This window comes from Pseudomonas sp. Root71, from assembly GCF_001429045.1.
In the GTDB taxonomy this organism is placed as follows: domain Bacteria; phylum Pseudomonadota; class Gammaproteobacteria; order Pseudomonadales; family Pseudomonadaceae; genus Aquipseudomonas; species Aquipseudomonas monachiensis.
Map to the genome: position 1 here is coordinate 1 of NZ_LMHY01000003.1, position 22,689 is coordinate 22,689.

The following is a 22,689-nucleotide window of genomic DNA, read 5'->3' on the forward strand; positions in this document are numbered from 1 at the left end:
AGACGAATGACCCGGCTATTCCTTCGACATCCAGACGAATGACCCGGCTATTCCTTCGACATCCGAGGAGATCGTGTTCTTTTCCGCGAAGGCTCTGGCCTCGACCGCGGACATCCTSAGCGGCATCGGGCTCGGAGCCCCCGACCCCACCGAAGCCGCGCTACAGACCAACCCCCTGCCGTCGTACATCGACCCTGCATCCATGAACGTCAGCACGTCCGGCATCGGCGTCGGCAACAACGTCTTCCAGGGCGATAACCTGGCGGCCATCAGCGCCGCCGATGAAAGYTTCGTGATCAATCCAGAGACCCTGCTGACGGGCATGAAGGTCTTCATCGACAACTCCGTGGCGGGTTACAACACGGCGACCGAAGACCTGTACTACAGGATCTACTACGCCGATGGCACGTTTTCGGACCGCGTCGAGGTGAACACCCTGACGCCGGAGGCTGGCGGACAGGTGTCCTTCCTCGTCGAGAAGGCGGGTGCGTCACTGATCGACGCCGTTCAGCTGACGATGGGCCGGGGCGATATCAAGATCCCGGTGATCCAGTTCATTCAGCAGAGCGAGAGTCTGGCCAGCGATGTCCAGCTGGCGTTCAGCGCGACGCTGACGGACAAGGATGGGGACTCGGCGACCAGTACATTTGACGCCAACCTGTTCGCCAACGACCCGGCCAACGCCCCCTTCGACTTCACACTGGTGGGCACGATCGGTGAGCAGGATGCGTTCAACATCGATCTGTCAGTCAATGAAAACCTGTACCAGGTCACCGGCTTCGATACGGGTTCAGGCGTGCAAGACAAGCTGGTGCTCAACGGCGACCCGAACGCCGTTGTCCAATCGATCGATAACACCGGTGCAGACGGCGTCGTGACGGTTGCCGAGACTGGCGGACAAACAACGACCATCACCGTGGTCGGGGCCCATGTCGAGAGTACCGATATCTTTTTTGGCAGTGCTTGAGGCTTTGCGCGTGAACAGATGCGAGGGAGGCCTAGGAAACCACCCTCGCATTCTTTTTGCGGTCCGATACGAGATTCGCATGATCGCATGATCGCATCCGCTAACGCAGAGAGGTGAAATGCGTCGCCCCTCAAGGTGACGGTAGATAGCCCATCACACGTGACTCGCCCATCAGCAGCGGACGATTCAGTTCCGCGCAAGCGCGCAGGTACTCGGCCACCAGGGTGACCCGCTTCAGCTTGCGCAGGTCCTCGCTGTAATACATCCAGAACTGCCGCGTGACCTCCACTTCACCCGGCAGCACTTCGCACAGGCGGGGATCGGGGCCGGCGAGGAAGCAAGGCAGGATGGCCAGCGCCCGCCCTTCCAGGGCTGCGTGGTAATGGGCGACCACGCTGGTGCTGCGCAGGCGGCTGTTGGCGCCGGGCATCAGGTCGTTCAGGTAGAGCAGCTTGAAGCTGAAGGCCAGGTCCTCGACATAGGTTACGAACGAGTGGCCGGCCAGGTCCTCGCGACAGCCGATCGGCGGATGATTGGCCAGGTACTCCGGCGTCGCATACAGGCGCAGGCGGTAGTCGCACAATCGCGAGCACACATAGGGACCGCGCTCGGGGCGTTCCAGGGTGATGGCGATGTCCGCCTCGCGCCGTGACAGGTTGATGAAATGCGGGACCGGCAAAATGTCCACCGAAATATTCGGATAGTGCTCGAGGAAGTGACTCATCTGCGCAGTGATGAAACAGGTCCCGAAGGCTTCGGTACAGCCGATGCGCAGATGCCCGGAGAGCCCCCCCGTGGTGCCGAAAACCTGCTCGCAGGCTACCAGCAGCGTACTTTCCAGGGATTCGGCGTGGCCGACCAGACGCTGCCCCTCCACGGTCAGGACAAAACCGGAAGTCCGCGATTTCTCGAACAGCAGGGCGCCCAGGCACTGCTCCAGGGCGCGGATGCGCCGTGACACCGTGGTGTAGTCCACTCCCAGGCGGCGGGCCGCACCGCTGGCGGTGCGAGCACGGGCAACTTCGAGGAAGAAGCGCAAGTCGTCCCAGTTCAGTGGGGGCTGCGTTGTGCGTTTTTGCATATCCATCGGGCTTTTCTGCCAATACATATGGGAAATATGCACTTATATACTCGCATCTCACCCAGCTTGGCCAGCGTCGTTTTCGGGCCAGGAAAGCCCCCCACCCCAATAATAAATATCGAGGGCTGACAGCATGAACGCATGGATAAAAACCGGCTTTCACGCCGGACACAAGCAGCTGCGCAACAGCGCAATCGCGGCCACGATTCTCGTCTGCCGTGGGCCCGCCCTCCTGCACCGCCCTCTCTGCACCACAAGGTCAACCGGGCGGCAATAACTCCAGCACATCAGCATTCAGGCGGCGTCCCGCATCGGGTCGCTGCCCGGGTACCCGTACGCCCCTCAAAAGGCCGAACAACAAAAACAACTAGAAATGCGGAGCCTCACCATGACGACCGACCATCCGAACCACGTCCTGACCTGTGCACTGGTCAGGGCCAACCCAAAGTTCCAGCGCCTGGCGCGCCAGCGTGCACTGCTGGCCTGGTCACTGAGCGGCGCGGTACTGGCCATCTACTACAGCTTCATCATGGTGGTGGCTTTCGCCCCTGCCTGGCTGCACCTGCCGCTGTACGACGGCAGTCACCTCAGCCTCGGCATGCCAATCGGCGTGACGATCATCCTGTTGTCCTGGCTACTCACCGCCTGGTACGTGCACAGCGCCAACACCCGCTTCGACGTACTCAGTTCGCAGATCCTGCAGGAGTCCCGCGCATGAAACGCCTGTCCGCCCTGCTCGCCCTCAGCCCTGTGCTGGCCCATGCCGAGCCCATCATTGCGCAGAAGCAACCACTCAACTTGCACGCCATCGGCATGTTTTTCGTCTTCGTCCTGGCCACCCTGCTGATCACCTGGTGGGCGGCACGACGCACCCGTTCCGCCGCCGATTTCTATAGCGCCGGTGGCGGTATCACCGGCTTCCAGAATGGCCTGGCCATCGCCGGTGACTACATGTCGGCGGCCACTCTGCTGGGCCTGTCGAGCCTGGTATTCGCCAAGGGCTACGACGGTTTCGTCTACATCATCGGCTTCTTCGTCGGCTGGCCCATCGTCACCTTCCTGATGGCCGAGCGCTTGCGCAACCTGGGGCGCTACACCTTCGCCGACATCGTCTCCTACCGCCTCGATCAAACCCGCGTGCGCAGCTTCGCCGCCCTCGGATCGCTGACCGTGGTCTGCTGCTATCTGGTGGTGCAAATGGTCGGCGCCGGTCAACTGATCAAACTGCTGTTCGGTCTCGACTACCGCACGGCGGTGGTGGTAGTCGGACTGTTGATGCTGGTCTACGTGATCTTCGGCGGCATGCTCGCCACCACATGGGTACAGATCACCAAGGCGGTCCTGCTCCTGGCGGGCGGCACCACCCTGGTGCTGATGGCCCTGAGTCGCTTCGACTTCAGCTTCGAGAACCTGGCCGCCCAGGCGGTGGCCGCGCATGCCAGCGGCGTGCAGATCATGGGCCCGGGCACCTTGCTGGCCGACCCGATCAACGCGGTGTCCCTATCCCTTGGACTGGTCTTCGGCATTGCCGGCCTGCCGCACATCCTGATGCGCTTCTTCACTGTGCCCAATGCCAAGGAGGCGCGTAAATCCGTACTGTTCGCCACGGTGTTCATCGGTTTCTTCTTCCTGGTGGTCTGCGTCCTGGGCTATACCGCCATCGTCATCGTCGGCACGGATCCTCAGTTCTACGTCGATGGCAAGATCGGCGGGGCCATGATTGGCGGCGGCAATATGGTGGCCATGCACCTGGCGAAGGCGGTGGGCGGCAACCTTTTTCTCGGTTTCCTCTCTGCCGTGGCTTTCGCCACCATTCTCGCCGTGGTGGCCGGCCTGGCCCTGGCCGGTGCCTCGGCCATCTCCCATGACCTTTACGCGTCGGTATTGAAGAAGGGCTGCGCCGACGAGAAGAAGGAAATGCGCGTGTCGCGCATCGCCACCATCTGCCTGGGCATCGTTGCGATTGCCCTCGGCATTCTGTTCGAGGGCCAGAACATCGCCTTCCTGGTCGGCCTGACGTTCGGCATCGCCGCCTCGGCGAATTTCCCGGTACTGATCATGGCGATGTACTGGGGCGGCCTGACCACCCGCGGCGCCCTCTATGGCGGCCTGACCGGCCTGATCAGCGCACTGGCCCTGGTGATCGGTTCGCCGTCGGTGTGGGTCGGTGTACTGGGGCATGCCCAGGCGCTCTTCCCTTACGACCAGCCAGCGCTGTTCTCCATGCCACTGGCCTTCCTGGTCATAGTGGTCGCTTCCAGGCTGGACCGCAGCGAACGCGCCGACCGCGAACGCGCCGCCTATGCCGACCAGTTCGTCCGTGCCCAGACCGGCCTTGGAGCTGCCATGGCCAGCAGTCACTGACGCTGCTTTTTCCGGGGCTGACACCCCGAGCGCGAGTCCGCTCCTTTGCTTCGCGCTTTTTTACGCCCGACCTGCGCCGCTCGGCGCAGGACACCCCAAAAGCGCCCTTCCCTCGCCAACTCCAAACGGCGCGGGAGCGGCTCGTCGACAACAAAAACAACAAAAGGCAACCCATGAAACCCACCACCCTCACCCTGTTCCTGGCCGGCACCGGTCTCGCCGCACAGGCTCACGCCGACTTCTTCGCAGACAGCACGGCCAGGCTGGAAACGCGCAACTTCTACTTCAACCGCGACTTCCGCCAGGCAAATGCCGCCCAGTCCAAGCAAGAAGAATGGGCCCAGGGTTTCCTGCTGCGCTACGAATCCGGTTATACCGACGGCATGATCGGCGTCGGTGTCGATGCCCTTGGCCAGCTCGGCGTCAAGCTCGACTCCAGTCCCGATCGCTCCGGCTCCGGCCTGCTCAAACGCGATAACGAGCCGCCCAAGCGTGCCAAGGACGAGTATGGCGAACTGGGCCTGACGGCCAAGTTCAAAGCGTCCAACAGCGTACTCAAGCTCGGCACCCTGACCCCGAAGTTGCCGGTACTGCTGGCCAATGACTCGCGCCTGCTGCCACAAACATTTCGCGGTGGCCAGTTGAACGTCCAGGAGATCAAAGGCCTGAGCGTCGATGCCGGGCGCGTGGATCGGGTCAACCAGCGCGACTCCTCAAACTACGAAAAAATGTCGATCACCACCACCGGCGCCAAGGGCATTGTCAGTGGCCAGGCCCGCAGCGACGCCTTCAATTTCGCCGGCCTTGCCTACCAGTGGAGCGACCGGCTGAACACCGGCTACAACTATGGCGGCCTGGACGACTTCTACCACCAGCACCAGTTCAGTCTGGTCCACGTGCTGCCGCTGGGCGCAGGCCAGACGCTCAAGAGCGACCTGCGCTACGCCCGCTCCACCGACGACGGCAACAGCAACATCGACAACAACGCCTTTGGCGCCATGTTCACCTATTCCCTCGGCGGCCATGCCTTGGGTCTGGGCTACCAACGCATGAGCGGCGACACCGGCTTTGCCTACGTCAATGGCAGCGATGCCTTCCTGGTCAACTTCGTGCAGATCAACGATTTCGCCAACAAGGACGAGCGTTCCTGGCAGGCGCGCTACGACTACAACTTCGCGGCGCTGGGCATTCCCGGCCTGACCTTCATGACCCGCTACCTGTCCGGCGACAGCATTGATCTGGGCGCCGGCAAGCCCGACGGCCGCGAATGGGAGCGCGACACCGACGTCGGCTACGTAGTGCAGAGCGGCCCGCTGAAAAACGTTGGTCTGAAGTGGCGCAACGCTACGGTGCGCAGCGCCCACTTCGGTAACGATCTCAACGAGAACCGCCTGATCCTCAGCTATACCCTGGCGCTCTGGTAAGCCCCCGCACAAGGCGGGCGCTGCTTGCATCGTTTGACGGTGCGGGCAGCGCCCGCCTTGTGCATTCCTGGCGCATCGGGGATGCCGCAAGCCTGTGCTTTTTTGCACAACGCACGGGACTTTTTGAGCATTCTTATTTGATTTATGCCTGCCTATACTCGATTCAACCGCCTGGTCATGAACCAGGTCAGTCCCAATAAAAATAAACAGGGCACCCACCGTGAAGCCATTCTTGCTTGCCGTTGTCTCCCCACTTTCAGGTACTCGCGCGCGTCTCGGGAGACTGCAATGAACAACAACTGCCAACCCTTCCTGGCCGCTCGCGACTTCCTGCTGGCCCACCGTACCGACTACGCCACCGCCGTGCGTGACTTCCGCTGGCCGCAGCTGAGCGAATTCAATTGGGCGCTGGATTACTTTGACGCCATGGCCGAGGGCAACCAGGCCAATGCCCTGTGGATCGTCGAAGAGGACGGCAGCGAACAACGCTACAGCTTCCAGCAACTGGCCGCGCGCTCCAACCAGGTGGCCAATCACCTGCGCGCCCTGGGCGTGCGCCGCGGCGAACGCATCCTGCTGATGCTCGGTAACGACGTGGCCCTGTGGGAAACCATGCTGGCCGCCTTCAAGCTCGGCGCCGTGGTCATTCCCGCCACCGCCCTGCTGACCCCCGAAGACCTGCGCGACCGCATCGAGCGTGGTCATGTTTCCCACCTGGTGGTCGGTAGCGCCCATGTCGACAAGTTCGTCGGGCTGGGTGAAGGCTGCAGCCGCATCTGCGTCGGTCCGTCACCCGCCGGCTGGACCCCGCACAGCGCCGCCAGCGAACATTCCGAGCAGTTCGAAACCGAGGGCCGCACGCTGGCCACCGACCCGATGCTGCTGTACTTCACCTCCGGCACCACCTCCAAGCCGAAGATGGTGCTGCACAGTCACCAGAGTTACCCGGTCGGCCACCTCTCGACCATGTACTGGATCGGTCTGCAGCCGGGCGACCTGCACCTGAACATTTCGTCCCCGGGCTGGGCCAAGCACGCCTGGAGTTGCCTCTTCGCACCCTGGAATGCCGGTGCCTGCATCTTCATCCACAACACCGCACGCTTCAGCGCGCCCGCCCTGCTCGGCGTGCTGGAACGCTACGGCGTTACCAGCCTGTGCGCGCCGCCAACCGTGTGGCGCATGCTGATCCAGGAAGACCTGGCCAGTTACAAGGAGCGCTTGAAACTGCGAGAACTGGTGGGCGCCGGTGAGCCGCTCAACCCGGAGATCATCGAGCAGATCCTGCATGCCTGGGGCCTGTTGCTGCGCGACGGCTTCGGTCAGTCGGAAACCACCGCCCTGGTCGGCAACACGCCTGGCCAGCGGCTCAAGCCGGGGTCCATGGGCCGTCCGCTGCCAGGCTACCGGGTGACCATGCTCGACCCTGATGGCGTGCCGGGCAACGAAGGCGAGGTGGCCCTGCCGCTGGACGTGCGTCCGCTCGGCCTGATGCTGTGCTACGAGGACAGCCCGGAAAAGACCGCCGAAGTGATGCGCGACGGCTACTACCGCACCGGCGACACCGCGCAGATCGACGAAGAGGGCTACATCACCTTCGTCGGCCGTGCCGACGACGTGTTCAAGGCTTCCGACTACCGCATCAGCCCCTTCGAGCTGGAAAGCGCGCTGATTGAGCACCCGGCGGTGATGGAAGTGGCCGTGGTGCCAAGCCCCGACCCGGTGCGCCTGGCAGTGCCCAAGGCCTATCTGATCCTGGCCCATGAAGCCCAGGGCAGCCACGAACTGGCCGGCAGCATCTTCGCGTTCGCCCGCGAGCACCTGGCGCCCTACAAGCGGGTACGGCGCATCGAATTTGTCAACGAGCTGCCCAAGACCATCTCCGGAAAGATCCGCCGGGTGGAACTGCGGCAAATGGAAATGCAGCGCCGCCAGAGCGACGCACGTGGCCCGCGGGAATACTTCGAAGAAGACTTCCCGCAACTCAAGGGCTGAACCCCGGGCCGGCACGCCGGCCCTTCCTGACCTAAACCCGACCGCTCGGCCAACCACGCCGAGGGGCCTCATTCGACCTAAAGAAAGCAGACAGGACCCGTAAATGACCTCTTCCATCATTCCCAGCGTCAAGCTTCTGATCAACGGCGAGTTCGTCGAATCGCGCAGCACCCAGTGGCGCGACGTGGTCAACCCGGCTACCCAGGAAGTCCTGGCCCGCGTCCCCTTCGCCACCGCAGAGGAAATGAACGCCGCCGTTGCCAGCGCCAAACAAGCTTTCAAGACCTGGCGCAAGACCCCGATCGGTGCCCGTGCCCGTGTCTTCCTCAAGTACCAGCAACTGATCCGCGAGAACATCAAGGAACTGGCCGCCCTGCTGACCGCCGAGCAAGGCAAGACCCTGCCGGATGCCGAAGGTGACGTGTTCCGCGGCCTCGAAGTGGTCGAGCACGCCGCCAGCATCGGTAACCTGCAGATGGGCGAACTGGCCAACAACGTGGCCAACGGCGTCGACACCTACACCCTGCTGCAACCCCTGGGAGTGTGCGCCGGCATCACCCCGTTCAACTTCCCCGCGATGATCCCGCTGTGGATGTTCCCGATGGCCATTGCCACCGGCAACACCTTCGTCCTCAAGCCGTCCGAGCAGGACCCGCTGGTGACCATGCGCCTGGTGGAACTGGCGTTGGAGGCCGGTGTGCCCAAGGGCGTGCTCAACGTCATCCACGGCGGCGTCGACGCGGTGAACCTGATCTGCGACCACCCGGACATCAAGGCCGTGTCCTTCGTCGGCTCGACCAAGGTCGGCACCCACGTCTACAACCGCGCCACCCAGAACGGCAAGCGCGCGCAGTGCATGATGGGCGCGAAGAACCACGCCATCGTCCTGCCCGATGCCAACAAACAGCAGACTCTCAACAACCTGCTGGGCGCCTCCTTCGGCGCCGCCGGCCAGCGCTGCATGGCCCTGCCGGTGGTGATCCTCGTGGGTGAAGCGCAAACCTGGCTGCCGGACCTGATCGAACGGACCAAGACCCTCAAGATCAATGGCGGCACCGAGCCGGGCACCGACATCGGCCCGGTGATTTCCTGCGCCGCCCTGGACCGCGTCAACGGCCTGATCGCCAGCGGCGTCGAAGAAGGCGCCAGGCTCGAACTGGACGGACGCAACCCGAGCGTGCCGGGCTACCAGGACGGCAACTTCGTCGGCCCGACCATTTTCTCCGGCGTCACCGCGCAAATGTCCGTGTACCGCGAAGAGATCTTCGGCCCGGTGCTGTGCGTCATGCACGCCGCCAACCTGGACGAGGCGATCGAGATCATCAATGCCAACCCGAACGGCAACGGCACTGCCCTGTTCACCCGTTCCGGCGCTGCCGCGCGTCACTTCCAGGAAGAGATCGACGTCGGCCAGGTCGGCATCAACGTGCCGATCCCGGTACCGGTCCCGCTGTTCTCCTTCTCCGGTTCGCGCGCCTCCAAGCTGGGCGACCTGGGTCCCTATGGCAAGCAAGTGGTGACCTTCTACACCCAGACCAAGACGATCACCCAGCGCTGGTTCGACGAGGACGACACCGGCGGCGCGGTGAACACCACCATCACCCTGAAATGACCTTGGCCGGCCGGCGCCCGGCGTCGGCCGACGACAAGCGTGCAGGATTTCCTGCGCCACTGCCCCCCTATCGTAAAAGGTAGCCAACATGCATATCGGATTTCTCGGCCTCGGCAACATGGGCGGCCCAATGGCCCGCAACCTGCTCAAGGCTGGCCACAGCCTGACCGTCTTCGATCCCTTCCCCCAGGCAGTCGCCGCCCTGGTGGAGGCCGGCGCCCGCGCCGCCGACTCGCCCGCCGCCGTGGCCAAGGCCGGGGTTGAGGTGATCATCACCATGCTGCCGACCGCCGACCACGTGAAGCAGGTCTATCGCGGCAAGGACGGCCTGCTGGCCAATATCGGTCCAGGCGTGTTGCTGATCGACAGTTCGACGATCGACCCGCTGAGCACCCGCGAGGTGGCCAAGTACGCCCTTGCCCAAGGCAACCCAATGCTCGACGCACCGGTTTCCGGCGGCACCGGCGGCGCCGCGGCAGGCACCCTGACCTTTATGGTCGGCGGCCCGGACAGTGTGTTCGACCAGGCCCTGCCGATCCTCTCGGCCATGGGCAAGAACATCGTGCACTGCGGCGCGGCAGGCAACGGCCAGGTGGCCAAGATCGCCAACAACATGCTGCTTGGCATCTCCATGGTCGGCGTCGCCGAAGCCATGGCCCTGGGTGTATCCCTCGGGATGGACGCCAAGGTACTGGCCGGGATCATCAATACCTCCAGCGGTCGCTGCTGGAGCTCGGAGGTCAACAACCCGTTCCCGGGCGTAATGGAAAACGCGCCGGCCTCACGCGGCTACAGCGGCGGATTTGGCAGCGACCTGATGCTCAAGGATCTGGGCCTGGCCACCGAAGCGGCCAGGCACGCGCGTCAACCGGTGGCGCTCGGTGCCGTAGCCCAGCAGCTGTACCAGACCTTCAGCCTGCAAGGTAACGGCGGCCTGGACTTCTCCGCCATCATCAACCTGTTCCGCGGGGAAGCCTGAGCATGAGCGAGCAGCAAGCCCCGGTGCTGGCCAGCGTACGCAACCGCGTCGGCCACCTGACACTGAATCGGCCAAGCGCGTTGAACACCCTGGACCTGCCCATGGTGCGCCTGCTCTGCCGGCACCTGTGGGCTTGGGAACAGGACCCGCAGATCGTCGCCGTGACCATTCGCGGCGCCGGTGAAAAGGCCTTCTGCGCCGGCGGCGACATTCGCATGCTGTACGACAGCTACAAGGCCGGCGATAACCAGCATGAGCTGTTCCTCGAGGAGGAATACGCCCTCGACGAGTACCTGCATGGCTACACCAAGCCCGTGCTGGCGCTGCTCGATGGTTTCGTCCTTGGTGGTGGCCTGGGCCTGGCCCAGGCCGCCTCGCTGCGGGTGATCACTGAGCGCACGCGGATGGGCATGCCGGAAGTCGGCATCGGCTTTTTCCCCGATGTCGGTGGCAGCTATTTCCTGCCGCGCCTGCCGGGGGAACTGGGAACCTACCTGGGTATCACCGGCTGCCAGGTGCGTGCCGCCGATGCTCTCTATGCGAACCTTGCCGACTACTACCTGCCCAGCGAACGGCTGGCCGAACTGGATGCCTGTCTCGACCACCTGAACTGGACCGCTGCGCCCGACGAAGACTTGCACGACCTGCTTGCCGACATGGCCACAGAGCGTCTTGCCGGGTCCGAGCTCAAGGCCTGTCGCCTGGCGATCGACGAATATTTCGCCTTGCCCGATGTCCCGGCCATTCGTACCGCGCTGCAGCGTGAACAACGCCCCGAGCTGCAAGACTGGGCCGAGCAGACGGTGAAACTGCTCGACAGCCGCTCGCCACTGGCGATGGCCACGACGCTTGAGTTGTTGCGCCGTGGTCGTTACCTGAGCCTGGCCGAGTGCTTCGCTCTGGAGTTGCACCTGGACTACCAGTGGTTCGACAAGGGCGACCTGATGGAGGGTGTGCGCGCCCTGATCATCGACAAGGACAAGTGCCCGCGCTGGAACCCGCCAACCCTGGCAGAGCTGGTACCTGCCAGGGTGCAGGCCTTCTTCAACGACTTTGAACGCGCCTCCGGCAAGCCCGTACGCACCGCCTGATCGGCAGGAGACTTTGCAATGCACGATATCGAATTGACCGAACTTCGCCCGCAGCGAAGTCGCGCCACATGCCCAGGCCTGGGAGAAGGCCGGCTGGATCGATGACGCCGTGGTGGCGCAGATGGGCGAGCTGGGGCTGCTGGGCATGGTCGTGCCGGACACCTGGGGCGGCAGCTACACCGACTATGTGGCCTACGCCCTGGCCGTCGAGGAAATCTCGGCTGGCGACGGTGCCCTCGGCGCGCTGATGAGCATCCACAATTCGGTGGGCTGCGGCCCCCTGCTGAAATACGGCACCCCCGCGCAACAGGACAGCTGGCTGCCGCTGCTGGTCAGTGGTCAAGCGATCGGCTGCTTCTGCCTGACCGAGCCACAGGCCGGCTCCGAAGCGCACAACCTGCGTACTCGTGCCGAACTGCGCGACGGCCAATGGGTACTCAACGGCGCCAAGCAATTCGTCAGCAACGGCAAGCGCGCCAGTCTGGCCATTGTCTTCGCCGTCACCGATGCGCAGTTGGGCAAAAAGGGGCTGTCGGCCTTCCTGGTACCCACTGACAACCCCGGGTTCGTGGTCGACCGCAGCGAACACAAGATGGGCATCAAGGCCTCCGATACCTGCGCGGTGACCCTCAACGACTGCACCATCCCCGAGGCCAACCTGCTGGGCGAACGCGGCAAAGGCCTGGCCATTGCCCTGTCGAACCTTGAAGGCGGCCGCATCGGCATCGCCGCCCAGGCCCTGGGCATCGCCCGCGCCGCCTTCGAGGCTGCCCTGGGCTATGCCCGCGAACGCGTCCAGTTCGGCAAGCCGATCATCGAGCACCAGAGCGTGTCCAACCTACTCGCCGACATGCACACCCGACTCAACGCCAGTCGCCTGCTGATCCTGCATGCGGCGCGCCTGAAAAGCGCCGGGCAACCGTGCCTGTCCGAGGCCTCCCAGGCCAAGCTATTCGCTTCGGAAATGGCCGAACGCGTGTGCTCCAGCGCCCTGCAGATCCATGGTGGCTACGGCTACCTGGAGGACTACCCGGTGGAGCGTTACTACCGCGACGCGCGCATCACCCAGATCTACGAAGGCTCCAGCGAGGTCCAGCGCCTGCTGATCGCCCGCGAACTGAGCCACTACGCGCTCTGACTCCCTCCCGCCGGACGCGACTGCCGCGTCCGGCATTTCCCTGTCTTGCCCGTTGTGGAGTTGCCCATGTTCGGCTTGCGCAATATTTCCATTAGCAGCCGTCTGTGGCTGATCTTGCTGACATCCATCCTGATGCTGATGATTCTCGCCGGCTTGATGCTCAAGCAGAGCCATGACGACCTTTATACGGCCAAGGCGCTGAAAACCCGCCACGTGGTCGAGACCGCCAGCAGCATCCTGCGCCACTTCCAAGGCCTGGAAGGCCAGGGTCTGAGTCGTGAGCAGGCCCAGCAGCAGGCCATCGCGGTCATGCGCGACTTGCGCTACGACCGTGAGGATTACTTCTGGCTCGAAGACCTCGACACGCGAATGGTCATGCACCCCAATGCCAAACTCGAGGGCAAGCGCATGGCCGGTACACTCGATCCGGACGGCAAGGCGCTATTCGACGAAATGGTCGCCACCGCCAACCGCGATGGCGCCGGCCTGGTGCACTACCGCTGGCCCAAGCCGGGTTCCGACGCGCCGGTGGAGAAAGTTTCCTACGTCGAATTGTTCAAGCCCTGGGGCTGGATTGTCGGCTCGGGCATCTACATCGACGACGTGCAAGTCGAGTTCCGCCGCCAGCTGATCCAGGCCTTCGTCATATTGGTGACGATCACCCTGCTGCTCAGTGCGCTGATCCTGCTGATTGCCCGCAGCATCGCCTCGCCACTGGCGCGGGTGGTCGATGCCATGGAGAACATCGCCAGCGGCGAGGCCGACCTGACCCGCAATCTGGATAACCGCTGGCGCGATGAACTGACAGACTTGAGCAGCCATTTCAACGTTTTCACCAACAAGCTGCGTGGCGTGATCGGCCAGTCCATACAGTCCGCTGACAGCCTCGACCAGGCTTCGAAGTCACTCGGCGAAATCGCCGCCGATAGCCAGAACCACAGCCAGCAGCAATCGCAGCAGATGGAGCTGGTGGCCGCCGCCATCCATGAGGTCTCCTACGCCGTGCAGGAAGTGGCCAGGAACGCCGAGCACGCGGCCAACGAAGTTCGCCAGGCCGAAGAACAGGCACGCCGGGGCCAGCACAACATCGACAGCAGCCTGCTCCAGATCGACCAGCTATCCGATACCATCGGCCAGGCCGTCGAGGTGATCCAGAGCCTGGCCCGGGAAAGCACTCAGATCGGCAGCGTGCTGGAAGTGATCCGCGCCATCGCCGAGCAGACCAATCTGCTCGCGCTGAACGCCGCCATCGAGGCAGCGCGCGCTGGCGAACAGGGGCGCGGCTTCGCTGTGGTAGCAGACGAAGTGCGGCTGCTGGCCCAGCGCACCCAGCAGTCCACCGCGCAAATCCAGGACATGATCGAGCGCCTGCACGGCAACTCGGAAGCCGCAGTGAATGTCATCAATGCCAGCAGCCTGGCCGCTCGACAAACCGTGGAACAGGCCCACCAAACGGCAGAAAGCCTGCACCAGGTACTCGGCGCACTGCGCAATGTCACTGAATTGAACGCCTCGATCGCCAGCGCCACCCTGGAACAGTCGCACGTGGTCGAAGACATCAACCAGAACGTGACCCTCGCCGCCTCTCTGGCCCACGAAAATGCCCAGGCAGCGGACCGGTCCAACGAGGCGAGCCAGGAACTGGGCCAACTGGCGGGTCAGCTCAATCGGCTATTGGGACAGTTTCGCGTATGAGGTGGATGAGCAACATGCAGCCCTCCAAAAACCTTTTTGCGTTGCCGGTCGACGAAGAGCGCAACACGCGTTACCTGGAAACGCGTCACAAGGCTGTCGAACTGTTCGCCAGGCATGGTTTCAGCCGAGTCAGCATGCGCGACCTGGCCACTGGCCTGGGGATCACCGCCGGCTCCCTTTACAACCACATCGACAGCAAAGAAGCACTGCTGTTGGAACTGATCGAGGAGCTCTACGAAGCGTTGCTTGACGGCGCGAGCCTGGTGACCCGGCGCAAATCCGCCCCCACTGTACGACTGCACGGCCTGCTTGAGGCGCACCTGCGGCTCCACGAGCGGATGGCCGCGCATTTCCGCCTGGCCGAGTACGACCTCCATTGTTTGAGCGGCGAACAGCAAGCCTCGATTCTGGCCCTGCGCCGGCGCTACGAGGAACATCTGGTGGAGACCCTGGAGCAACTCACCGGTAAACCGGCTGGCGCCACCCGGCGCGCGACCGTAAGCGGCATCGTTTCCCTGCTCAATCAATTGCCGGCCTGGGTCGGGCAGCCCAAGACCGGCATTGGAGCTCGCCGCAAACTGCTGCTAGAAATGGTGATGAGTACTCTGCAGGGAGCATTGCGGGCAACCGAGACCGCAGACCTGGCGGCAGTCGTTCACGGCGACGGCAGGTAGGCCATCTTGTATGACTCGCCCATCAGCAGCGCACGATTGAGCTGCGCGCAGGTGCGCAGGTAGTCGGCCACCAGGGTAATCCTCTTGAGGTTGCGCAGGTCCTCGCAGTAGTACATCCAGAACTGTCGAGTGACCTCCACTTCACCCGGCAGCACCTCGCACAGGCGCGGGTCGGGACCGGCGAGGAAGCAAGGCAGGATCGCCAGCGCGCGCCCTTCCAGTGCCGCATGGTACTGGGCGACCACGCTGGTGCTGCGCAGGCGACTGCGCGCGCCGAGCATCAAGTCGTTCAGGTAGAGCAGCTTGAAGCTGAAGGCCAGGTCATCGACGTAGGTCACGAACGGGTGAGCGGCCAGGTCCTCGCGACAGCCAATCGGCGGATGACTGGCCAGGTACTCCGGCGTCGCATACACACGCAGGCGGTAATCGCACAACCTCGAACACACGTACGGACCGCGCTCGGGCCGTTCCAGGGTGATGGCGATATCCGCCTCGCGCCGTGACAGGTTGACGAAGTGCGGGACCGGCAAAATATCCGCCGAGATATGCGGGTAGTGCTCGAGGAAGTGGCTCATCTGCGCGGCGACGAAACAGGATCCGAAGGCTTCGGTACAGCCGATGCGCAGGTGTCCGGCGAGCCCCCCTGTGGTGCCGAAAACCTGCTCGCAGGCTACCAGCAGCGTACTTTCCAGGGTTTCGGCGTGGCAGACCAGACGCTGCCCCTCCACGGTCAGCACGAAGCCTGCGGTTCGCGATTTCTCGAACAGCATGGCACCCAGGCTCTGCTCCAGGGCGCGGATGCGTCGCGCTACCGTGGTGTAGTCCACCCCCAGGCGGCGGGCTGCACCGCTGGCGGTGCGGGCACGGGCGACCTCGAGAAAGAAGCGCATGTCGTCCCAGTTCAAGTGACCTTGCGTTGTACTGGCTTGCATATTCATCAGGCTTTCCTGCCGTACGTTGAGAGGGCCAGTGAATAAAAAGCGCGGGCCAGGGCGTAGGAAGGCGCCGCGCAACACTCAATCGTCAGAACTGTTCGTCAGCAAGTCCGTACAGGGGCGCACTGCCGGCACGGATGCTGGCTTCCAGGCTCAGCGTGCGTGGCAGCAGGCGGGCGAAGTAGAACTCGGCGGTGGCCAGTTTGGCAGCGTAGAACGGCGGGTCCCGGTCGAGTCTGGAGCGGGCCACGGCGGCCATGCGCGACCACATGTAGGCGTAGGCGACATAGCCGAACAGGTGCAGGTACTCCACGGAGGCTGCGCCGACTTCGTTGGCGTTGGCTTTGGTCCGCTCCAGCAACCAGTTGCTGAGGCCCTCCAGGCGCTCCAGGGCCTGCAGCAGTTCGCTGCCATAGGCGCTTTCGTGGTGCAGGGCGAAGTGGCGGACTTCCCGGGCGAACAGGCGTAGCGCGACGCCATCGTTGGCGAGCACTTTGCGTGCGAGCAGGTCCAATGCCTGGATGCCATTGGTGCCTTCGTAGATCTGTGCAATGCGCACATCACGGACCAATTGTTCCTGGCCCCATTCGCGGATGTAGCCATGGCCGCCGAACACCTGCTGGCCGTTGATGCAGCTTTCCAGGCCGGTGTCGGTAAAAAACGCCTTGGCCACTGGCGTCAGCAGCGCAACCAGGATCTGCGCGCTGTCGCGCTCGCCGGCATCGTCGGAAAACTTCGACAGATCCAGTTGTTGCCCGACATAGCTGGCGAACGCGCGACCGCCTTCGGTCATGGCTTTCATGCCCAGCAGCATGCGCCGCACATCCGGGTGAGCGATGATCGGGTCGGCCGGTTTACCCGGGGCCAAGGCACCGCTGGGAGCCCGACCTTGAATGCGGTCGCGAGCATAGGCGACGGCGCTCTGGTAGGACGCCTCGGCGCAGCCGATGCCCTGAATGCCAATCGACAGACGTTCGTAATTCATCATGGTGAACATCGCCGCCAGGCCTTTGTTCTCCTCACCGACCAGCCAGCCACTGGCGCCGTCGAAGTTCATCACGCAGGTGGCCGAGGCCTTGATGCCCATCTTGTGTTCGATCGAGCCGCAACTCACCGCGTTGGCCGCGCCAAGGGAGCCGTCGGCATTGACCAGGACTTTAGGCACGATAAACAGCGAAATGCCTTTCGGACCGGCAGGCGCGTTCGGCAGTTTGGCCAGTACCAGATGCACGATGTTCTCGGTCAGGTCCTGATCGCCCCCGGTGATGAAAATCTTGCTGCCGGTGATCCTGTAGCTGCCGTCAGCCTCAGGTTCGGCGCGGGTGCGGATCAGCCCCAGGTCGGTACCGGCATGGGCCTCGGTGAGGCACATGGAGCCAGCCCAGCGGCCTTCATACATTGGTGGCAGATAGAGGTTTTTGAGGGCGTCGCTGGCGTGGGCGTCCAGCGCCAGGCAGGCACCGGAACTCAATGCGCTATACAGCGCAAAACTTGAGTTGGCGCCGTAGAGCATCTCTTCGAACTGCACGGCCAGCATTTTCGGCATGCCCATGCCACCGAACCCGGGGTTGCCGGACAGCCCCACCCAACCGCCTTCGATGTAGGTCGCGTAAGCCTGTTTGAAACCGATGGGGGTGGTGACCCGGCCCTCATGCCACTGCGCGCCTTCTTCGTCGCCGCTGCGATTGAGGGGCGCAATCAGGTGCGAGGTGACTTTGGCCGCCTCCTCGATTATGGCGTCAGCCGTATCGGTGTCGATGCTCTCGGCCAAGGCCGGCAGGCGCGCCCACATGGCCGGAGCGTCGAACACTTCGTGCAGCACAAAGCGCATGTCGCGCAGCGGGGCTTTGAATTGGGGCATAACGTAAACCTCGTTGGGACGGTTGTTTCATGGGCAAGGCACAGCCGGATTCGGCGTGCACGAACCCGTAGCAGCAGGTAAACACCTGCTGCTCGATGGATGCGATGTCAGATCGGGTTAGAGCGCCTTGGCCCGGTCGCGCAACACGTACTTCTGGATCTTGCCGGTGGACGTCTTCGGCAAGAGCGTGAAGACCACTGTGCGCGGTACCTTGAATCCGGCCAGGTGCTCACGGCAGAAACTGATGATGTCTGCCTCGCGAACGTCCTGGTGATCGGCCTTCAAGGTGACGAAGGCGCAGGGCGTTTCGCCCCATTTCTCATCGGGACGGGCGACCACGGCTGCTTCCAGCACACCCGGGTGACGATAGAGCACCCCTTCGAGTTCGATGGTGGAAATGTTCTCGCCGCCCGAGATGATGATGTCCTTGAGCCGGTCCTTGATTTCGACATAACCGTCGGGATGCCAGACGGCCAGGTCACCGGTGTGGAACCAGCCGCCTTCGAACGCTTCGGCAGTGGCGCTCGGGTTCTTCAGGTAACCCTTCATGACGGTGTTACCGCGCAGGAAGATCTCGCCGATGGTCTGGCCGTCGCGCGGGGTTGGCTCCAGCGTTGTGCAATCGCCGACCATCACGCCTTCCAGCGTCGGGTAGCGCACACCCTGTCGCGACTTGATCTGCGCCCTCTCCTCCAGGGAAAACTCATCCCATTCGGCGTGCCAGGCGCAGACCGTCACCGGGCCATAGGTTTCGGTCAGGCCAAACACGTGAGTGACCTTGATGCCCATCTCTTCGACGGCACCGATGACTTTGGCCGGTGGCGCAGCACCCGCGACCAGGGCATTGACCGGATGATCGATGGCCGCCTTTGCTGATTCGGGCATGTTCACCAGTGCATTGAGCACGATCGGCGCACCGCACAGGTGAGTGACCTGATGCTCGCGGATCAGCGTGAGGATTTTCTGTGGATCGACCCGGCGCAGGAAAACGTGCACACCCGCCAGGGCGGTGATGGTCCATGGGTAGCACCAGCCATTGCAATGGAACATCGGCAGGGTCCAGAGGTACACCGGATGATTGCCTATGGCCCAGGTCATCTGGTTGCCCAATGCGCTCAGATAAGCGCCGCGATGGTGGTAGACCACGCCCTTGGGGTTGCCGGTGGTGCCTGACGTGTAATTCAGCGAAATGGCCTGCCACTCGTCGCCCGGCCATTGCCAGTCGAATGCCGGGTCGCCTTCGGCCAACAACGCTTCGTAGTCCAGGTCGCTCGCGGCCTGACCTTCACCGTATTCCGGGTCATTGACGTCGATCACCAAAGGCGGGTGATCGAGCATGCCAAGCGCCGCCTGGATCACATCATGGAACTCGCGGTCGGTGATCAACACCTTGGCTTCGCCATGCTGCAGCATGAAGGCGATCGCCTCGGCATCGAGACGAACGTTGAGCGGGTTGAGCACGGCACCGATCATCGGCACACCGAAATGCACTTCAAGCATCTCGGGAATGTTGGGCAGCATCACCGCGACCGTGTCGTCCTTGCCGATACCGCGACCGGCCAGCGCCGAGGCCAGACGTCGGCAACGGGTGTAGGTCTGCGCCCAGGTGCGACGAATCGAACCGTGGATCACGGCGGGGTGATCAGGATAAGTGCTAGCGGTGCGCTCGATGAAACTGAGCGGAGACAAGGCTATGTGGTTCACAGCCGAAGGGCCTAGGCCTTGGTCATAGATAGACATGTGCGGGTACTCGATGGCTGATTGTTAGCTCTATGGTTGACCTCGCCGAGGCCACCTTCAAAGTCCGGATTACCTTATATAACATTTTGCTTTGAATATGGAAGTACAACCTATGTTATATAGTATATATACTATATTTTATTCTTTTGACTCCAAATCGCCGCCGCCAGCCCTCCAAGGCTGGTATATGCTTGGTTTCCCTGACGAAGTGGACCCGCAATGATCCTGACTCCCGTTCGATTGCACAGTTGGTTGCGCCTGCAGCGCGAGGGTGTGTCTCTGGCCGCCCGGGCCGATGCATTGTGTCGGGCGCTGCAGGATTGCCCTGAGGTGCAGCGGGCGGTTTACCTGAGCTGGCAGCCCAATGCGCGAATCTACAGCCATGAGGGCGCCGCCCAGCATTTACCGCCGGGACTTGGCGACCCGGCGCTGGCCAGTGACCAGTTGCTCTTCGAGCATCTGGTCGAGGCAGGCCGCCTGGACCTGGCTCAAGTCCGTCAACTCGATTGCTGGTTGTCCGGACGTTTGCGCCGGGCCGCGATCAGCCATGGCCAGGTATTTGATCTGGCCTTGCAGTCGGGGCAGCCGGGCTTGTTGCTGGTGGAAGTGCGCGAGGGTGTGAGTCTCGATTGGCTGGGCTGGGTTCAGGATCTATTGACGACGCTGCTGAGCAGCGTCAACGGCCTGCTGCGTGGTTCGCCGCTGCTGGGCCACGATCCGCAACCGAGCCTGTTGCTCGATGCGCAAGGTCGACCGCTGGAGTTCAACGCGGCACTGATGGCGCTGCTCGCCGAGAAGTCGCTGACCGATGTGTTGGGTTTTTTACCGGTCAATCATCGGGTGCTGGTGCGTGCCTGCCTGGACCAGCAACGCGCCGTCGAAGGTGTCGAGGCTCAGTTCGAAACGCAGATCCTGATCTGGACGTTCATTCCCGATCCCCAGGACAACCGAGTGCTCGCCCGTTGCCGCGACGCCACGGCGCAAGTGCTGGCCGAGCGTGAAGCGGCCACCGCACGACGGCTGTACCGGCTGATCATCGAAAACACCACCGACCTGATATCCCGTCACACCCCCGAAGGGCGCGTTATCGATGCATCACCGGCGTCCTGGACCCTGCTCGGTTACTGGCCCGAAGAGTTGCGCGGGCAAATGGCCCAGGGCCTGTTTCATGGCCAGGACCTGGCCGGCCTGGTGCAGCGCGCGCGCGATGCGCTGGAGCAGGATGGCTATCACACCATGACCTATCGCATCCGCCATCGTGACGGCCATTACCTGTGGTTCGAAACCGCCAGCCGGGCGATCCGCGAAACCTACACTGGGGCGGTGGTCGAAATCGTCAGCATATCCCGGGACATCACGGCCCGGGTGCAGGCCGAGGAAAACAAGCGACGCCTGGCCGAAGTGGTCGAGGCCAACATCGACCCAGTGTTGTTCATCGCTCCCGAGGGCCTGGTCACTTACCTCAATCCGGCCGCGCGACGCATCCTCGGGATCGGTGAGCAACAACCCATGCCGGCCCTGGCCGCGTTGTTCGCCAGCGGCGACTTTGCGCGCCTGCAACGCGATGGCTGGAGGCGCGCCGAGCGCGATGGTGTCTGGAGCACCGATGCGCGGTTGCAACCACCGGGTGGCGGTACATCGGTGCCAGTGTCGCTGGTACTGCTGGCGCACCGTTCCGCCGGCGGCGAGCGTTATTACTCTTTGGTCGCGCGCGACATGACCGAGCGCGAATTGCGGGAAGTGCAACAGCGCCGTCATCAGGACGAACTGGCACACACCGCACGGTTGGTCACGCTCGGTGAACTGGCCTCGGGGATCGCCCACGAAATCAACCAGCCGCTGGCTGCCGTGGTCAATTATGCGAATGCAAGCCAGCGCTATCTACAGACACTGGATTCCAATCCCCAGGCCGCTGCCAGAGTGACCCAGGGCCTGGAGCGCATTACCCATCACGCCACCCACGCCTCCGAAGTGATCCGGCGGCTACGCTCCTTTTTGCGCAAGGGACAGCGTCGCATGCAGGCGCTGAACTTGACCGACGTCGCCCGCGAAGCCGTGCGCTTGTGTGCCTGGGAGGCGAGTAATTGCCAAGTGACAATCGAGGATCGACTGCCGGATAATCTGCCACCCGTTTATGCCGACCGCGTGTTGCTGGAACAGGTGCTGCTCAATTTGTTGCGCAATGCCATCGATGCCAACCGTGAGCAACACCCCGGGCAACCCTCTGTAATCGTGATGGCCGTGGAGCATGGCAGTGACGCCTGCGTGGAAATCAGTGTGCGAGACCAGGGGCCGGGCGTCAGCGAGCCGGAGCTGGAGCAGATATTTACCCCGTTCTACACCAGCAAGGCCGATGGCCTGGGGCTCGGTCTGTCCATGAGCCGCAGCATCATCGAAGGTTTCGGTGGCGAACTGAATGCCCGGCGCCAGCCTGTCGGGCTGCTGATGGGTTGCCGCTTGCCGCTTGCCGGCCCAACAAAACAACAATAGGAATCAGGTAATGGCAGGTGTAACAGAGCACGTTGTGTACGTGGTCGATGATGACCAGGGCATGCTCGATTCGACGGTCTGGTTATTGGAGTCGGTCGGGCTCAAGGCCTTGCCGTTTACCAGTGGCGTCGCGTTCCTCGACGCCTGCGATGCAAGCCTCGATGCCTGTGTGCTGCTGGACGTGCGCATGCCCGGTATGGGCGGGTTGAACGTGCAGGAAGAAATGCGTGTGCGCCAACTGAACCTGCCGATCATCTTCGTCAGCGGGCACGCGGATGTGCCGATCGTGGTGCGTGCGTTCAAGGCCGGCGCCCATGACTTTATCGAGAAGCCCTACAACGAACAGCTGTTGCTGGACAGCGTGCAACAGGCGCTCAGCAACTGTGCCGCCAACCGTTCGGGCAACCAGGGTCACGAAGCCTTGCAGGCGCGCTTGCTGACCTTGACCCCGCGCGAGCGCGATATCCTGTTACCACTGGTGCAGGGTTACACCACCCGCGAAATCGCGGAGCAACTGGGCGTGAGTGCAAAAACCATTGATCTGTATCGCGCGCGCGTCATGAAACGCATGCAGGCCAACACACTGCCGGACCTGGTGGGCATGGCCATCGCGGCGCGGATGGTCGATCCGCTGAAGTTGCGTTGA

Annotated in this window: 15 protein-coding genes and 2 pseudogenes; 13 read left to right on the forward strand and 4 right to left on the reverse strand. The window is 63.1% G+C overall.

Annotation, left to right across the window (positions count from 1 at the left end; translation table 11 throughout):
• Positions 1–37: 37 nt before the first annotated feature.
• Positions 38–967 (forward strand): annotated as a pseudogene (locus ASD95_RS04595) (DUF5801 repeats-in-toxin domain-containing protein); the annotation flags it as partial.
• Positions 968–1,097: 130 nt separating this feature from the next.
• Here ASD95_RS04595 and ASD95_RS04600 read toward each other — a convergent pair.
• The gene (locus ASD95_RS04600; protein ID WP_201783876.1) at positions 1,098–2,048 is read right to left on the reverse strand and encodes a LysR family transcriptional regulator; all 951 of its coding nucleotides are present in this window, start codon (positions 2,046–2,048) and stop codon (positions 1,098–1,100) included.
• Positions 2,049–2,436: 388 nt separating this feature from the next.
• Here ASD95_RS04600 and ASD95_RS04605 point away from each other — a divergent pair, with 388 nt between their 5' ends.
• The 10 genes and pseudogenes from ASD95_RS04605 (at position 2,437) to ASD95_RS04650 (ending at position 15,017) form a co-directional block, all read left to right on the forward strand.
• On the forward strand, positions 2,437–2,766 hold the full coding sequence (locus ASD95_RS04605; protein ID WP_056722759.1) for a DUF485 domain-containing protein: 330 nt from the start codon (positions 2,437–2,439) through the stop codon (positions 2,764–2,766).
• Positions 2,763–4,412 carry a cation acetate symporter gene (locus ASD95_RS04610; protein WP_056722761.1) on the forward strand — a complete coding sequence of 550 codons (1,650 nt, stop codon included), beginning with the start codon at positions 2,763–2,765 and terminating at the stop codon, positions 4,410–4,412. Before ASD95_RS04605 ends, ASD95_RS04610 begins: the two co-directional genes overlap by 4 nt.
• Positions 4,413–4,585: 173 nt before the next feature.
• Positions 4,586–5,836 (forward strand): OprD family porin, encoded by a 1,251-nt coding sequence (locus ASD95_RS04615; RefSeq protein WP_056722763.1) that lies wholly within the window; start codon positions 4,586–4,588, stop codon positions 5,834–5,836.
• A gap of 288 nt (positions 5,837–6,124) precedes the next feature.
• The gene (locus ASD95_RS04620; RefSeq protein ID WP_056722765.1) at positions 6,125–7,828 is read left to right on the forward strand and encodes an AMP-binding protein; all 1,704 of its coding nucleotides are present in this window, start codon (positions 6,125–6,127) and stop codon (positions 7,826–7,828) included.
• A gap of 103 nt (positions 7,829–7,931) precedes the next feature.
• Positions 7,932–9,440, forward strand: coding sequence for a CoA-acylating methylmalonate-semialdehyde dehydrogenase (locus ASD95_RS04625; RefSeq protein WP_056722766.1), 1,509 nt, complete (start codon positions 7,932–7,934; stop codon positions 9,438–9,440).
• A gap of 88 nt (positions 9,441–9,528) precedes the next feature.
• Positions 9,529–10,419, forward strand: coding sequence for a 3-hydroxyisobutyrate dehydrogenase (gene mmsB / locus ASD95_RS04630; protein WP_056722768.1), 891 nt, complete (start codon positions 9,529–9,531; stop codon positions 10,417–10,419).
• Positions 10,420–10,421: 2 nt separating this feature from the next.
• Positions 10,422–11,510: an enoyl-CoA hydratase/isomerase family protein gene (locus ASD95_RS04635; RefSeq protein ID WP_056722771.1), complete on the forward strand. Its 1,089-nt coding sequence runs from the start codon at positions 10,422–10,424 to the stop codon at positions 11,508–11,510.
• Positions 11,511–11,550: 40 nt separating this feature from the next.
• Positions 11,551–12,648, forward strand: a pseudogene (locus ASD95_RS04640) (acyl-CoA dehydrogenase family protein); the annotation flags it as partial.
• A 66-nt stretch (positions 12,649–12,714) separates the two neighbouring features.
• Positions 12,715–14,343: a methyl-accepting chemotaxis protein gene (locus ASD95_RS04645; RefSeq protein ID WP_056722773.1), complete on the forward strand. Its 1,629-nt coding sequence runs from the start codon at positions 12,715–12,717 to the stop codon at positions 14,341–14,343.
• The gene (locus tag ASD95_RS04650) at positions 14,340–15,017 is read left to right on the forward strand and encodes a TetR/AcrR family transcriptional regulator (RefSeq protein WP_056722775.1); all 678 of its coding nucleotides are present in this window, start codon (positions 14,340–14,342) and stop codon (positions 15,015–15,017) included. Before ASD95_RS04645 ends, ASD95_RS04650 begins: the two co-directional genes overlap by 4 nt.
• Here ASD95_RS04650 and ASD95_RS04655 read toward each other — a convergent pair.
• From ASD95_RS04655 to ASD95_RS04665, 3 genes are all read right to left on the reverse strand, one after another.
• Positions 14,999–15,955, reverse strand: a complete 957-nt coding sequence (locus ASD95_RS04655; RefSeq protein ID WP_156385727.1) for a LysR family transcriptional regulator — start codon at positions 15,953–15,955, stop codon at positions 14,999–15,001. The genes ASD95_RS04650 and ASD95_RS04655 overlap by 19 nt on opposite strands.
• 85 nt (positions 15,956–16,040) lie before the next feature.
• Positions 16,041–17,813 carry an acyl-CoA dehydrogenase C-terminal domain-containing protein gene (locus ASD95_RS04660; protein ID WP_056722777.1) on the reverse strand — a complete coding sequence of 591 codons (1,773 nt, stop codon included), beginning with the start codon at positions 17,811–17,813 and terminating at the stop codon, positions 16,041–16,043.
• 117 nt (positions 17,814–17,930) lie between these two features.
• A complete protein-coding gene (locus tag ASD95_RS04665; protein ID WP_056722780.1) occupies positions 17,931–19,553 on the reverse strand; it encodes an acyl-CoA synthetase in 1,623 nt (540 codons plus the stop codon).
• 219 nt (positions 19,554–19,772) lie between these two features.
• Here ASD95_RS04665 and ASD95_RS04670 point away from each other — a divergent pair, with 219 nt between their 5' ends.
• A complete protein-coding gene (locus ASD95_RS04670) occupies positions 19,773–22,043 on the forward strand; it encodes a PAS domain-containing sensor histidine kinase (RefSeq protein ID WP_056722782.1) in 2,271 nt (756 codons plus the stop codon).
• 10 nt (positions 22,044–22,053) lie between these two features.
• On the forward strand, positions 22,054–22,689 hold the full coding sequence (locus ASD95_RS04675) for a response regulator transcription factor (protein ID WP_056722784.1): 636 nt from the start codon (positions 22,054–22,056) through the stop codon (positions 22,687–22,689).